Genomic DNA, 15,339 nt, shown 5'->3' on the forward strand with positions numbered 1-15,339 from the left:
TAATAGAAGAAAAGTTTGCGAAATGAAATCATTTCATTCATTAAAATTCAAATTCTGCTAGTATATCCTGCCCACATGTTGCTAGTTTTGCTCCTTCTTGGATTAAATGATGACAGCCGTCTGAGCGTCCATCTAAAATAGAACCTGGAATCGCAAAGACATCTCTACCTTCCTCCATGGCTCGCTCACAAGTGATTAAGCTACCAGATCTCATTTTAGCTTCTGCTACGATAACTCCTCGACATAATCCTGCAATAATGCGATTTCTGGCAGGAAAGTGATATTTCAAAGGTTCTTCTCCTGGACCGTACTCGCTTAGAAGCAAATGATGTTCTCCAATATATTCTTGAAGGCGTTTATTGGAGCGTGGATAATAGACATCTAAACCAGTCCCAATAATGCCAATCGTTTTGCCCCCAGTTTGAAGAACAGACATGTGGGCTGCTGTATCGATTCCTCTAGCAAGACCACTCACCACTACTAATTCATTTTCCAGTTCTTCAATGATTTTACGAACTGATTTGGTTCCTATTTGACTACAAGAGCGACTACCAACAACAGCAACCTTGGGTAATTTCAAGAGATTTAAATCTCCTTTATAAAATAGTAAGACTGGTGCATCATATATCTCACAAAGAGAAAAAGGATAAACATCATCCAAAATTGAAAATGATGGGAACTTTTCAAAATCTTTCTTCAGGCGTTCCATGCTTTCAAAAGTCAGTTTATGATACCGCTCCATAAAAACGACTGGATTACGACACTCCGAAGCTTCAGCGATTGTCTCTAAACTCAATTCCTGATCATAAATTTCTCCGTATTGAAGTACTTTCAGAACCTGCTGATTACTTAAACCTGCTTGCTTTAACTTATAAATCTCAAAATTATCAATCTTAATCTTCATTATTAACTCCTTGTCATCCTCTCTCTATTTATATATTCGTAGAAAAAGAAAAAAACTTCCAACAATTTTACTTGTTAGGAAGTTTCTATTTATCTTTCTTATGTTAGTAATCAGGTCGAAGAACTCCAGTGACAGTCGCTTTAGTTGCTTCGTAGTCTCCGTCAATAACAACCTTGATAATGCGTTTAGCATCCTCTTCAGGCGTAGGAACCAATGGAAGGCGGGTTGGACCAGCTTCAAATCCCATATAGTTGAGGACTGCCTTAACAGGTGCAGGACTTGGGTATGAGAAGAGAGCATTAACCTTGGGAATAAACTTACGTTGAATAGCTGCCGCTTTCTTCATATCACTCTCTTCAATCGCAGTGAACATTTCATACATTTCATCACCATTGGTATGAGAAGCAACAGAGATAACCCCGTCAGCACCAAGGTTCATAGCATGGAAAGCATCTCCATCTTCACCAGTGTAAATCAAGAATTCTTCTGGTTTGTGCTCAATCAAATAAGCCATATTTGCAAGACTGGTACATTCCTTGACACCAATAATATTTGGATGTTCCGCTAAGCGAAGCATGGTTTCTGGTGTCAACTCAACTACTACACGACCTGGAATGTTATAGATAATGATGGGTAAATCAGAAGCATCTGCAATAGCCTTAAAGTGTTGGTACATTCCTTCTTGAGATGGTTTATTGTAGTAAGGAACAATCGCAAGACCAGCCGCAAAGCCTCCAAATTCTGCCACTTCTTTGACGAACTCAATAGAGTCGCGTGTATCATTAGTACCAACACCAGCTATTAAAGGAACACGGCCATTAACAACCTTCTGAACTGCTGCAAACAACTGCAACTCCTCATCGTGAGTAAGAGTCGGACTCTCAGCAGTCGTCCCCGCCAAGAGAATTCCGTCTGTATGATGTGCCAACAAATGCTCAATCAAGGCTGGAATAGCATCAAAGTTGATGGATCCATCTTCATGAAAAGGGGTAATAAAAGCCGTGATAATTTTACACTCTTTTAAATCTTGATAAGCCATAGAAAAAACCTTTCTCTATATAAGAAAGAGGCTGGGGCATACTTGCCTTTGCCTCCTGTTCTGTACATAAAATAAGAGGAAGAAATCAAACTCTTCGAGTTACTGATTTCTGTTTTGCTCCCTATTTCAATTCAAATTTTAATTCTGTAGTTGGACGAACCAAACCACGTTCATGAAGGGTTTCTGCAATTTGAACTGAGTTCCAAGCAGCTCCTTTGAGAAGGTTATCAGACACCACCCACATGTGGATCCCTTTTTCAGCATCCAAGTCTTTACGGATACGTCCGACAAAGGTATCGCGAGAACCAACCGCATTGATAGCTTGAGGATAGATTTGATGAGCCACATCGTCTTCAAGAACTGCACCTGGAAAGGCAGCAATCGCAGCTTTGACTTCATCGATTGGAGCCACTTCTTTTGTTTCAATGTAAACAGACTCAGAATGAGCTGACAAGACAGGAATACGCACGCAAGTTGCTGAAACGGCAATGCTATCGTCTTCCATGATTTTCTTAGTTTCGTTTGTCATCTTCATTTCTTCATAAGTGTAGTCATTATCAGTGAAGACATCAATTTGAGGAAGGGCATTAAAAGCAATTGGATAGTGTTTCTTATCGCCACCTGATGGCAAGATTTCCGCATGCAAATCACGTGGATTTACACCATCATTCAATACTTCACGCAATTCACGTTGTGTCTCAAGAATAGCACCCATACCAGCACCTGAGACAGCTTGATAAGTTGAAACAATGATACGGTCTAAGCCCCATTTTTGACGAACTGGTTCAAGAGCTACCATCATTTGAATAGTTGAACAGTTAGGACATGCAATGATTCCGTTATGAGCATCAAGAGCATGGGCGTTTACTTCAGGAACAACCAATGGCACATCTGGATTTTGACGGAAATAAGAAGTGTTATCCACTACTACTGCCCCTGCTTTAACAGCATAAGGTGCGTATTTTGCAGAAGTTGAACCACCAGCTGAGAAGAGAGCAATATCAACTCCTTCAAAAGCTTCTTCTGTTGTTTCTTCAATAGTCACATCTTGGCCCTTGAATTGCAAGACCTTTCCTGCAGAACGTGCAGACGCAAGGTAGCGAATCTTATCGATTGGAAGAGTTGATTCTTCCAACATTTTGATCATTTGAGCACCAACGGCACCTGTAGCACCGACAACAGCAACTGTATATCCCATAACAAACCTCTTTTGGAATTTTCTAAAAATTTCTATAATAGAAACATTATACTACTTTTTAGAAAAATTGAAAAGTCTTTACCTTATCTATTTTCTGAAATTGACAAGAAAAAAGCTCGCTATCATTAGCGAACCTTTTTCTAAAAATTTACAAATTAATATCGTTGTTTATACGGTTTATTAAATGCTGCCAAGACATCTGACGGAGTGTCTGAATAAGATTTGATTTCTTTTAAATCTCCCTTTACGATAATCCGTTCGGTTGCATCATAGTCTACACAAGTCACCAAGGTAATTTCATTGATACCTTCACGATCATCAATTTCATCAACTCGATCTGGGGTTACGTGTTTCACTTCCCGAATTTCGTAGGTATAAACTTTATCCTTATCAGTCAGATAAATCTTCATACCTTCTTTGGCATTAACCAAAGGAGAAAATAGCATTTGGCTAGCATTCTCAGCTGTAAAGATATGGTGACTAGCTAGAGAATAATTTCCTTCACCCATTTTTTGATTTGGTTTCATGGTTCCTGCTCCGTAGAACAAGTTTACATTGTCCAAACCTTTAAAGATTGGCAGGTTGATTTCTACTTCAGGAACTGCAATTCCACCTATAACAGGCAACTGTTGTGCATCCCATTGAGATGATAAAACAGCCTCCGAAGAAATAGCTTTCACGGAATTAAAATCAAAATTTCCTTCTGCACCATTGTTCTCTTCAAGCTTCTCTTTAGAGACTTGACTAACTTGATACTTGTTAGTATTCCAAACCATAAAGATATTACGAATCTTTGAGTTAAAAATCAAAGCTAGAGACAAAAGGATTAGAAAGGTTGCCAAAATATTAATCAGCAGATTCTTACGTTTATTTTTTTTACTCTTAGTTCTTTTTTGAGACATTATTCTTCACTTTCTGTTTCGTTTTCTGCCCCAACTTCTTCTTTCTCAGCTGCCGCAACTGTTGTAAAGGTTACAATCTTAGCGTTCTCATCTAAACGCATAACCTTAACTCCCATGGTTGAACGTCCAGTTTGAGAAATATTGGCAACATTTGTACGAATCATGACACCTGTATCTGTGATAACCATCAAATCTTCGTCACCTTTTACTGTTAGAAGGCCTGCAAGTTGACCGTTTTTATCAGTAATATTAGCGGTCTTCATACCTTTACCAGCACGACCTTTAGTTGGATATTCAGTGGCAACTGTACGCTTACCGTATCCTTTTTCGGTGATAATGAGGACCTCATCTTGGTCAGTGATTACTCTAGCTCCAACTACAGAATCGCCTTCACGAAGATTTACTCCTTTAACACCAGTTGCACTACGACTCATGCTACGAACGGATGACTGGTTGAAACGAACTGCATAGCCTAACTTAGTACCGATAATGATATCAGTATCTTCTTGAGTAAGAAGAACATTAATCAATTCGTCCTCATCTTTCAAATTCAAGGCTTTTAGACCATTTTGACGAATGTTGGCAAATTCTTTAACGCTAGTTCTCTTAACAATACCTGCTCGAGTCGTAAAGAAGATGTATGCATCATCACTACGTTCTGATTCGACATTAATGATAGTTTGGATGCTTTCTCCCTCATCCAGTTTCAAGAGGTTAACTACAGGCAATCCCTTGGCTGTACGACCATATTCTGGGATTTCATAACCTTTCAAACGATAGACACGACCTTTGTTGGTAAAGAAGAGCAAGTGATCATGGGTGCTGGTAGAAACCAACTCACGGACAAAGTCATCGTCCTTGACTCCTGTTCCCTGTACGCCACGTCCACCACGTTTTTGGGCAGTAAACTCGTCTTGGTCCAAACGTTTAATATAACCTTTATTTGATAGAGTGATAAGAACATCAGACTCTTCAATCAAGTCTTCATCTTCGAGGGTCAAGACTTCACCGACCATTAACTCAGTACGGCGTTTATCTTCATACTTGCGTTTGACTTCATCCAATTCTTCCTTGATGATTTGAGCCACACGTTCTGGTTTTGCAAGAATATCTGCTAAGTCGGCAATCAAAGCAATGAGGTCATCATACTCAGATTGAATCTTATCACGCTCCAAGCCAGTCAAACGACGGAGACGCATGTCTAGGATTGCTTGGCTTTGACGTTCAGATAGCTTGAACTTGCTCATCAATTCCGCTTGAGCCTCTTGGTCAGTTTCGCTGGCACGGATGATACGAATGACTTCATCAATATGATCCAGAGCAATTAGCAAACCTTCCAAGATATGCGCGCGTGCCTCAGCTTTTTCTTTATCAAATTGAGTGCGACGAGTCACAACTTCTTTTTGGTGCTCAATGTATGCATCTAAGATTTGGCGAAGCGATAAAATCTTTGGAACACCATTTTGGATAGCAAGCATGTTAAAACCAAAGCTAGTCTGCATCTGAGTCATCTTGAATAAGTTGTTCAAAATAACATTAGCTGATGCGTCGCGTCTAACTTCAATAACAAAGCGAACACCTTCACGGTTAGATTCATCACGAACAGCTGTAATTCCATCGATACGTTTTTCCTGAACTAAGCGCACAATATGCTCATGAACTTTGGTTTTGTTGACCATATATGGGAATTCTGTAACAACGATACGTTCTCGACCTGTTTTAGTTTCTTCAATTTCCGTACGAGAACGAAGAACAATAGATCCCTTACCAGTCTCATACGCCTTGTGAATACCTGATTTACCCATAACTAGGGCACCAGTTGGGAAGTCTGGACCAGGCAAAACTTCCATCAAATCTTTGGTTGTAACTTCAGGATTATCCATGACGAGTTTAACAGCATCAATAGTTTCACCCAAATTATGAGGTGGGATATTGGTCGCCATACCAACGGCAATACCTGTGGCACCATTGACCAAAAGATTTGGGAAACGAGCTGGTAAAACAACAGGTTCTCGTTCATTGGCATCATAGTTATCAACAAAATCAACGGTATTTTTATTGATATCGCGAAGCATTTCAAGAGCAATCTTGCTCATACGTGCTTCGGTATAACGTTGCGCGGCAGCACCATCACCGTCCATAGAACCAAAGTTACCGTGTCCATCTACAAGCATGTAACGGTAGCTCCACCACTGTGCCATACGAACCATAGCTTCATAGATAGATGAGTCCCCGTGTGGGTGGTATTTACCCATTACGTCCCCTGTAATACGGGCAGATTTCTTATGAGGTTTATCAGGCGTAACTCCTAATTCGTTCATTCCGTACAAAATACGACGATGAACAGGTTTCAACCCATCACGAACATCAGGGAGAGCACGCGATACGATTACACTCATGGCGTAGTCGATAAAGCTAGTCTTCATCTCCTTGGTCAGATTGACATTCACTAAATTTTTATCTTGCATTAACAAATGCCTCATTTCACTATTAGTAACTAGATATATTATACCATAGTTTGGACTATTTTACAGTCTAACAACACGCGTAAAACGTTTACATATTTATCCCGAAGGTATATCCGTGACAAAGCTTAGCAAAAGTGATAGAATGAAATCAAATGGGGCTTCCCCCTTAATAAAATAAAGGAGATGTTTAGACAAATGACAGCAACTAAACAACACAAAAAAGTTATCCTCGTCGGTGACGGTGCCGTAGGTTCATCTTACGCTTTTGCCCTCGTAACACAAGGAATTGCACAAGAACTTGGTATCATTGAAATTCCTCAATTGTTTGAAAAAGCAGTTGGTGATGCTGAAGACCTTAGCCACGCGCTAGCTTTTACTTCACCTAAAAAAATCTATGCAGCTAAGTACGAAGACTGTGCGGATGCAGACCTTGTAGTTATCACTGCTGGTGCTCCACAAAAACCAGGTGAAACTCGTCTTGATCTTGTTGGTAAAAACCTTGCTATCAACAAATCAATCGTTGAACAAGTTGTTGCATCTGGATTTGACGGTATCTTCCTTGTTGCTGCTAACCCAGTTGACATTTTAACTTACTCAACTTGGAAATTCTCAGGTTTCCCTAAAGAACGTGTTATCGGTTCAGGTACTTCACTTGACTCAGCTCGTTTCCGTCAAGCACTTGCTGAAACTATCGGTGTTGATGCACGTTCAGTTCACGCCTACATCATGGGTGAACACGGTGATTCTGAGTTTGCTGTTTGGTCACACGCTAACGTTGCTGGTGTTAAATTGGAACAATGGTTGCAAGCTAACCGTGACTTGAATGATGCAGACCTTGTTGAACTCTTCATCTCAGTTCGTGACGCTGCTTACTCAATCATCAACAAAAAAGGTGCTACTTACTACGGTATCGCGGTTGCCCTAGCTCGTATTACAAAAGCTATCCTTGATGATGAAAATGCGGTTCTTCCACTTTCAGTCTTCCAAGAAGGACAATACGGAGTTGAAAACGTCTTTATCGGTCAACCAGCTATCGTTGGTGCGCACGGTATCGTTCGCCCAGTTAACATCCCATTGAACGACGCTGAAACTCAGAAAATGCAACTTTCTGCTCGTGAATTGCAAGAAATTATTGATGAGGCATGGAAAAACCCAGAATTCCAAGCTGCTTCTAAAAACTAATTCAATTAAATTTTAAAAAAAGAATGTCTAGACAAAACAGTCTAGACATTTTTTTATAACATTAATCCATTTGTGCAAACGCTGCTTCTGCATCTGCATTACTAATCGCTCCAAGCTGAATTTTTCCAATTTTTCCTTGTGAATCAATCAAAATTTCTGTTGGAATACTTCGAATTTGATAGGCTTGAAAAACAGCTCCTTTTGTATCATATAAAACGGGGATGTCTTTATAGCCTTGTTCCTCAAACCATTTTGGAAATTGCTCAACAGTTTTTTCACCTTGAAGGCCTGGCGCAATCACCGATAAAATTTCGAAATCACGATCTTTCTTAGCAGCGAGTTCCATTAATTCTGGCATACTTTTACGGCAAGGCCCACACCAAGAAGCCCAGAATTTTAGATAAACTTTTTTACCTTTAAAATCAGATAGTTTGACTTCTTTTCCATCCATCGATTGTAGCGTAAAATCAGGCGCTTCTGCTCCTACAGCTATTTGCTTAACCGTTGCTTGTTGTTGTGTTTGAGTCTTTTGATTTTCTTGACTTGATTCCTTCTCTTCCTTGCCACAAGCAATCAAAAGAAAGATAGATAAGAAACTAAGTCCAAAATAGATTGTTTTTTTCATAGATAACTCCTTTTATCCTAATATTCCAGATAAGACATTTAACTGTCCCAACATTAATAAAATTCCCATGAGAATAATTAGTAAACCACCAATTCTTTTCAGTAAGAGCAGGTGAGATTTAATTTTACTAAAATAAGGCATGATGAGTCCTGATGCCAAGGCCAATACTAAAAATGGAAGCGCCATTCCAAGAGTATAAACTAGGGTTAATAAGGCCCCTTGAAGAGCTCCATTTCCTCCTGAGGCAGCTAATGCTAAAATTGAACTTAAAACTGGACCAATACATGGAGTCCAACCAAAGCTGAAGCTAATACCTAATAGAAAGGCTGATAGATATTTACTAGACTGTTTTTGATCAAATCTTACTGTTTTTTGGAACTCTAATTTTCGTAAATGAAGGATTTCCATCTGATGTAAGCCTAGTATAATAATAATACCACCCATAACATAACGAAACCAATCAGCATAGAGTAAGTTCCCGAGAAATCCAGCTCCAAACCCTAGAATAAAGAAAATTAGAGAGATACCTGCGATAAAACAGAATGTCCGAATTAATCCTGACCATGCAACATCTTTACCTAAAAACCGAAATGTCTTTGACTGCTCTTGATCATCTAACAAAACACCTGCATAGACTGGTAACAAGGGAAAGATGCAGGGTGAGAAAAACGATAAAACCCCAGCTAAAAATACAGAGATAAAAAATATAATACTTTCCAATTAAAAACCTTCTTTCAAAATTTTCACTTTATATTTTACTACAAATAACATTATAAGTCTTAACTTTGCTACGCTATTATTTTAGAGAAAACAAAAAGGAGCTCAGCTCCCCTTTTTTTATTAATAAGTTCCTTCTTCACCTTGACTTGTCAAGATTACAGGTCCATCCTTTGTAATAACAAACTGGTGTTCATACTGACATGATAGACCACCGTCGATAGTTTTGTGCGCCCAACCTGTCTTCATGTCTGTATCGATTTCCCAATCACCTGTATTGATCATAGGTTCGATTGTCAAAACCATACCTTCACGAAGACGGAGACCACGACCAGCTACACCATAGTTAGGAACCATTGGCTCTTCATGCATGGTTGGGCCAACACCGTGTCCTACAAGATCACGGACAACACCGTATCCACGACTTTCAGCATATTCTTGAATCGCTGCACCAATATCACCAATTCGGTTGCCAACAACAGCTTGTTCGATACCCTTATACATAGCTTCCTTGGTCACGTCCATCAAGTTTTTAACTTCTTTTGATGGTTTACCAACTGCGTATGCCCAACAAGAATCAGCCAAACCACCCGTAAAGTTTTGAGTATATTTTTTCATCTGCTCAACGTTGTTAAAATTGAGTTTAGAAACATTGAGGTCAGACTTCGCGATTGGCCCACCAAGAACCATATCAACCTTGAGAAGGTCACCCTCTTTGAGGATATAATGACGAGGGAAGGCGTGTGCTACTTCGTCATTGAGCGAACAGCAGGTTGCATATGGATAGTCCATCATTGCCCCATCAACACCAATCTGTAGTGGAAGGAAATTTTCTTCTTTACAACGACGGCGAACATACTCTTCTACTTCCCACATATCAACACCTGGCTTGATGATATCACGCAAGCCAATGTGGATACTTGCAAGAAAATCACCAGCCTTATCCATAGCTTCGATTTCTCTAGCTGATTTTAATGTAATCATGTTTACTCCTAGATTCTAATTAATTTTTACAGTTACATTTGCTTTTGATACAATTTGATGATTGAGATAAATGTCATAATCAATAATAGCCGATCGTCTCGTATGATGAATAATTCTAGCTTGAATACGTAGAACATCATCAATCTGAACAGCCTGTAAGAAGTAAATCAACATTTGTTCAATGATGAGGTTACGCCCGCTATTAACGACCAAGTCTTGTGTCATATGAGTCAAGATTTCTGAAAGAACACCATTAGCCAAAACACCATTTTTTTCTAACATAAAGGGTTCGACTGTAATAACAACTTCATCATGATGATAAGACAACTTCTGTCCAATCTGTTCTGAAAAGGTTGGTAAAGTTGAGACCTGAGAACGACTCATTTTTTCCATGACATCACGTCTAGTAATGACACCAAGCAAGGTTTGATTGCTCCGTACAACAGGTACCATTTCAAAATCTTCTGCAATCATTCTCTGGCTCACGTTAGCAATATTTGTGGCTAAACCGGTCATGTAGACAGTTCTTGTCATGACCTTATCAATGGTAGTCCCTGGTGATTTATCTCCAGCATCACGCATGGTCACGACACCCACAACAACCTTATGCTGATTGATAACAGGGAATCGACTACTTCTATTCTTACGAACTAAATCTAAATAATCTTTTACAGTATCCGTTTCTTGTAAAAAACCATATTCATGACAAGTGCGATAGATTTTTTCAACCGTTAAAATATCTGTCTTTATTTGTACATTTGACAAAGCTCGGTTAATCATGGTTGCAATGGTAAATGTGTCATGTTTGCTGCGTAACACTGGGATATTTTTCTTATTAGCAGCATCCAAAACATCTTTATGAACTTCAAATCCACCTGTTACCAAGACAGCATTTTCATTTTCAAGTGCCAATAATTGGATTCGTGTTCTGTCACCGACAATAAGTAGACCGCCATCATGAAGATAAGAAAGAATATTCTTTTCTGTCATGGCTCCAATGGAGAATTTACTGAATTCTCTCTCCAAACCAGCTTGGCCAGCTAAAACTTCCGAACCAGTGACTTCTGCAATTTCTGCAAAGGTTAATCTCTCAATAGCAACTTTTTTTGACTTGACACGGACAGTTCCACTTCGAGGACGTGTTTCAACCAATCCTCTATTTTCAGCTTCTTTGATAGCACGATAAGCTGTACCATCACTCACTCCCAGCCTATTTGAAATACTTCGAACACTGACCCGTTTTCCGACTGGTAATTCTTCTAAATAAGCTAAAATTTCTTGGTGTTTACTCATTTAGCTCTCCTTTTGTATAGCGAAATTCTAGATAATCCCGCATCTTACGAGTATATCGATCACTACCCTTGAAACGACGATATAGAACGAAGCCTGATTTTTGTGCAACCTTTTGACTAGCACTATTTTCTAAATGCGTCACAATAGAAAGTTGCTTTAATTCAAACTGATCCATAGACAAGTCGCATAATTTGGTAACTGCTTCCGTCATATATCCCTGAGACCAATAGTCTTTCCTTAAAAAATAGCCAATTTCTGCTTCTTTACGGATTTCATCCAGCTTTTCAAACTTGATGGCTCCAATCATCTTCTGTGCTTTCTTATCACAAATCGCCCAAATTCCCAAGGGTGATTTCATAAAGTAGTTAGCAAGAGCATATTGACTTTCCTCAATGCTGGCTTGCGTAGGAAAAATAAATTGGAGATTTTCAGGGTCTGATGCTAGAGCATGAAAGTCATCTACATCCGTAAAAAAGAATGGACGGAAATACAAACGTTCCGTCTCATAGAAAGAATACATTGCTAATTTTGTCCAGATATTCATTGTGTTCCTCAAAATGGCTAATCTTCGATTAGCTCAATATCTGCTCCAAGGTTACGTAATTTTTCAATAATATTTGAGTAGCCTCTTAAAATGAACTCTACACTAGTAATTTCTGTTCTACCTTCAGCCATTAATCCGGCAATAACCAAGGCTGCTCCTGCACGTAAGTCAGTGGCTCTTACACTTGCACCGTGTAAAGGATTGCCACCCTTGTAGAAAATATGGTCATTCGTTGTAGAAATATCTGCATTCATTTTGGCTAATTCGAAGACATGATTGACACGTTTTTCATAAATAGTATCGATTAATGTTCCTCGTCCTTCAGCTTTCAACAAAAGAGGAGTAATCGGTTGTTGAAGGTCTGTAGCAAATCCTGGATATGGAGCTGTTTTGATATTAACAGCCTTAAGATTTGTTTGTTCTTCAACGTAGATACTGTCTTCAGAAACCGTCATATGAACACCCATCTCTTCAAGTTTTGCAATAAAACCTTCTAAGTGTTCATAAAGTACATTGTTAATACGAATTCCTTGTCCCACAGCAGCAGCCATTGCAATATAAGTCCCTGCTTCAATACGGTCAGGAATTACCTGATGGCGAGTTCCATGAAGGGTTTCAACACCATCGATAGTAATCATATCTGTACCTGCACCACGAATATGAGCTCCCATATTATTTAACAAAGTAGCTACATCAATGATTTCAGGCTCTCTAGCTGCGTTTTCAATGACTGTACGTCCTTGGGCTTTTACCGCTGCAAGCATTGTGTTAATAGTTGCTCCAACACTAACAGTATCCATATAAATATGAGCGCCTTGTAATCTAGAGCCGTTTGTTGAGAGATTCATATTGTCTCCCTCATAGGTTGTCTTAGCTCCCATGGCTTCGAAGGCTTTTAAATGCAAGTCAATCGGACGAGGTCCCAAGTCACATCCACCAGGTAAACCTACTGTTGCTTCACCGAAACGTCCAAGAAGACTACCGTAGAAATAATAGGATGCGCGAAGACTGTTTATTTTACCATACGGCATTGGTTTATTTTGAACACCACGAGGATCAATCTCCAAAACGTCATCATAGCGCTTAACACTCGCACCCATAATTTCCATAATATCAACCAAACTAGAAACGTCAGAGATGTCTGGAACACAGTCCAAAATAACTACATCATCTGACAAAATAATAGCTGGAATCAGAGCTACTACACTATTTTTCGCTCCGCTAATGGTTATCTCACCCTTTAATGGGCGTCCACCGTTAATGACAATTTTTTTCATTATCTTTTAAGTACTCTTTCACTATTTATTCATAAGGTCCTACCCTTTATTATACCATATTTCTTTCTTATTATCTATCATAATAAATCAAATAAGTTCCTTAAGATTTTATTGATTGAGAATAGTTTTTGAAGTAAACTTAAAAAATAACTGATACTAAAATTATTCAAAAAAAAGGCTTTCCAAAAATCTTGGAAAGCCTTTTTTAATGCTTATTTAGCGATTGGGTAAACAGAAACTTGTTTCTTATCGCGGCCTTTACGTTCGAAACGTACTACGCCTTCAACTTTAGCGAACAAAGTATCGTCTCCACCACGTCCAACGTTTACACCTGGATAGATGTGTGTACCACGTTGACGGTAAAGGATTGATCCACCAGTTACAGTTTGTCCGTCAGCTGCTTTAGCTCCAAGACGTTTAGCTTGTGAATCGCGTCCGTTTGATGTAGAACCTCCACCTTTTTTGTGGGCGAAAAGTTGCAAGTTGTTAAGAGTCATTTTTAACATAATGTTTTCCTCCGTGTTAGTTTTCTGTGATAACTCTGGTTTGGACGAACTCAGAAGAGTTCTCCGATAAGTTTGCCATACCTAAGAAAAATGATTCAAAGAATAATTGTGTCATTTCTCTCTGGTGAGAAGGAAGATCTTTTGGAATTTCAACCATCAGATAGCCACCTTCATCTTCGTTTAATTCTAAGATTGGTTCATAGCCTGCAAATTTCTCAATGGAATTGATAAAGTTAATGGCAAGCGTAGAAACCGATGCACACACGACATCTAGGCCGTATTCGCCGCTCTCGGCGTGTCCAGTAATCTCCGCACTCCTCAGCTCGCCATCTTCGGCTCTCTCAAAGACTGCTTGTATCATGTGTTCTCCTTAAAATTAAGCGTTGATTGCGTTGATGACAACTTTAGTGTATGGTTGACGGTGGCCTTGTTTACGGTGGCTACCTTTTTTAGGTTTGTACTTGTAAGTAACAACTTTCTTTTGTTTTCCTTGTTTTTCAACAGTTCCAACTACAGTAGCTCCAGCAACAAGTGGAGTTCCGACAACAGTGTTTTCACCACCAACAAGAACAACTTCGTTAAAAGTAACTTCTTGACCAGCTTCAACGTTCAATTTTTCAACGTAAACTGCTTGACCAACTTCAACTTTAACTTGTTTTCCGCCAGTTTTGATAATTGCGTATGTGCTCATTATGCACCTCCTATGATTTTTTGGGGTTTCCCCGAATTTTTGTGAAGACTCGCCTAACATCGTGGGACGAACCACTTAAAAGAAGAGCTCTTAGTATAACAAAGAATAAACTAGGTATTAAGCCGAAGACATAACTTATGTTAGGCAAGGCGATAATGACGAAGTTTAAATTTGTTATACGACGAGCAACGATGTTCGTGCGGTTGCACAGGACTGTGCATAGTCAACTCTACAAGTATAGCATGATTCCAAATTTTTGACAAGTATTTTCACTCAAAATTCAGCCTTTTATTAGACTTTTTTCGCAAAGAAGATAAAACCATACTTAGATAAAAAATACTCATCATGATAGGGACACCTAAAATTGTTTTTTCGTTGAAGATAATCGTTAAGTAAGCTGAAAATACTACTCCTAGAATGAAACTAACAAGTAGGCTCACAAAAATCAATCCTTCCATCAAAAAGGCTGTATGCTTGGTCCGGACATATTCACCAAAAGCTAACATGGTGCGTTTGATATTTCCCGTCATAAAGGCATTGTTATAGGCAATTCCAGAAACCTCTCCAAAAGCTGTTGTAACCAGACCCATACAAAAAGCCAGAGGAGGAATAATAAACATGTTATCAACACTCAATGGAACAAATCCGATTATCAATGATAAAATAGCTAATGGAACAAGTGATAGAATGGGTTTTTTAACAATGCGAAGTTTTTCCTTGTAAATCGTAAGCAAAAAAACGCCTAACATGAAAGATAAAAGTGTCAATATCTTTATTTCAGCATCAGCCAAATTTCTCTGAACGATTCCGACTGATAGAAATACCACATTCCCAGTTTGCCCAGCGACTAAGGTATTCCCTCTTACAATAAATGTATAGGCATCGACATAGCCTGCACAAAAAGTCAAAAAAAGCGCCAATCTTTTTGAATGACGAGAAATTTTTCTCATAGGTAATAATCTCATACTAAACTCCTAAATTTACTGTAACTATTGTACCATTTTTTCTA

General features: G+C 38.9%; 16 protein-coding genes. 1 reads left to right on the plus strand and 15 read right to left on the minus strand.

Annotated features, from left to right (window positions below; translation table 11 throughout):
• Positions 1–40 precede the first annotated feature (40 nt).
• The 5 genes from dprA to gyrA form a co-directional block, all read right to left on the minus strand.
• Positions 41–904, minus strand: a complete 864-nt coding sequence (gene dprA, locus ACESNQ_RS01770; protein WP_373074536.1) for a DNA-processing protein DprA — start codon at positions 902–904, stop codon at positions 41–43.
• A gap of 103 nt (positions 905–1,007) precedes the next feature.
• A complete protein-coding gene (gene dapA, locus ACESNQ_RS01775; RefSeq protein WP_373074538.1) occupies positions 1,008–1,943 on the minus strand; it encodes a 4-hydroxy-tetrahydrodipicolinate synthase in 936 nt (311 codons plus the stop codon).
• A 121-nt stretch (positions 1,944–2,064) separates the two neighbouring features.
• Positions 2,065–3,141, minus strand: a complete 1,077-nt coding sequence (locus tag ACESNQ_RS01780) for an aspartate-semialdehyde dehydrogenase (protein ID WP_223332945.1) — start codon at positions 3,139–3,141, stop codon at positions 2,065–2,067.
• A 155-nt stretch (positions 3,142–3,296) separates the two neighbouring features.
• Entirely contained in the window at positions 3,297–4,043 is a 747-nt protein-coding gene (locus ACESNQ_RS01785; protein ID WP_373074541.1) for a class A sortase, read from the minus strand.
• The gene (gyrA, locus tag ACESNQ_RS01790) at positions 4,043–6,511 is read right to left on the minus strand and encodes a DNA gyrase subunit A (RefSeq protein ID WP_373074542.1); all 2,469 of its coding nucleotides are present in this window, start codon (positions 6,509–6,511) and stop codon (positions 4,043–4,045) included. The genes ACESNQ_RS01785 and gyrA overlap by 1 nt, the downstream gene beginning before the upstream one ends.
• Before the next feature lie 195 nt (positions 6,512–6,706).
• Here gyrA and ACESNQ_RS01795 point away from each other — a divergent pair, with 195 nt between their 5' ends.
• The gene (locus ACESNQ_RS01795; protein WP_006155600.1) at positions 6,707–7,693 is read left to right on the plus strand and encodes an L-lactate dehydrogenase; all 987 of its coding nucleotides are present in this window, start codon (positions 6,707–6,709) and stop codon (positions 7,691–7,693) included.
• A 61-nt stretch (positions 7,694–7,754) separates the two neighbouring features.
• Here ACESNQ_RS01795 and sdbB read toward each other — a convergent pair whose 3' ends face one another.
• The 10 genes from sdbB to ACESNQ_RS01845 form a co-directional block, all read right to left on the minus strand.
• Positions 7,755–8,318, minus strand: a complete 564-nt coding sequence (sdbB, locus tag ACESNQ_RS01800; protein ID WP_036757613.1) for a thiol-disulfide oxidoreductase-associated lipoprotein SdbB — start codon at positions 8,316–8,318, stop codon at positions 7,755–7,757.
• 12 nt (positions 8,319–8,330) lie between these two features.
• Positions 8,331–9,038: a thiol-disulfide oxidoreductase-associated membrane protein CcdA2 gene (gene ccdA2 / locus ACESNQ_RS01805; protein WP_036757615.1), complete on the minus strand. Its 708-nt coding sequence runs from the start codon at positions 9,036–9,038 to the stop codon at positions 8,331–8,333.
• A gap of 120 nt (positions 9,039–9,158) precedes the next feature.
• On the minus strand, positions 9,159–10,019 hold the full coding sequence (locus ACESNQ_RS01810; RefSeq protein WP_036757616.1) for a methionyl aminopeptidase: 861 nt from the start codon (positions 10,017–10,019) through the stop codon (positions 9,159–9,161).
• A 15-nt stretch (positions 10,020–10,034) separates the two neighbouring features.
• The gene (gene spxR / locus ACESNQ_RS01815) at positions 10,035–11,312 is read right to left on the minus strand and encodes a CBS-HotDog domain-containing transcription factor SpxR (protein ID WP_036757618.1); all 1,278 of its coding nucleotides are present in this window, start codon (positions 11,310–11,312) and stop codon (positions 10,035–10,037) included.
• Entirely contained in the window at positions 11,305–11,856 is a 552-nt protein-coding gene (locus ACESNQ_RS01820; protein WP_036757620.1) for a GNAT family N-acetyltransferase, read from the minus strand. The genes spxR and ACESNQ_RS01820 overlap by 8 nt, the downstream gene beginning before the upstream one ends.
• Before the next feature lie 17 nt (positions 11,857–11,873).
• Positions 11,874–13,133, minus strand: coding sequence for a UDP-N-acetylglucosamine 1-carboxyvinyltransferase (murA, locus tag ACESNQ_RS01825; protein ID WP_373074546.1), 1,260 nt, complete (start codon positions 13,131–13,133; stop codon positions 11,874–11,876).
• A 212-nt stretch (positions 13,134–13,345) separates the two neighbouring features.
• A complete protein-coding gene (gene rpmA, locus ACESNQ_RS01830; protein WP_000916509.1) occupies positions 13,346–13,639 on the minus strand; it encodes a 50S ribosomal protein L27 in 294 nt (97 codons plus the stop codon).
• A gap of 16 nt (positions 13,640–13,655) precedes the next feature.
• Positions 13,656–14,000, minus strand: a complete 345-nt coding sequence (locus ACESNQ_RS01835) for a ribosomal-processing cysteine protease Prp (protein ID WP_000613699.1) — start codon at positions 13,998–14,000, stop codon at positions 13,656–13,658.
• Positions 14,001–14,015: 15 nt separating this feature from the next.
• Positions 14,016–14,330: a 50S ribosomal protein L21 gene (rplU, locus tag ACESNQ_RS01840; protein ID WP_000109141.1), complete on the minus strand. Its 315-nt coding sequence runs from the start codon at positions 14,328–14,330 to the stop codon at positions 14,016–14,018.
• 269 nt (positions 14,331–14,599) lie between these two features.
• A complete protein-coding gene (locus tag ACESNQ_RS01845; RefSeq protein WP_254724112.1) occupies positions 14,600–15,295 on the minus strand; it encodes a YoaK family protein in 696 nt (231 codons plus the stop codon).
• Positions 15,296–15,339 lie beyond the last annotated feature (44 nt).

Origin of the sequence: Streptococcus infantis (assembly GCF_964243025.1) — a bacterium.
In the GTDB taxonomy this organism is placed as follows: domain Bacteria; phylum Bacillota; class Bacilli; order Lactobacillales; family Streptococcaceae; genus Streptococcus; species Streptococcus infantis_N.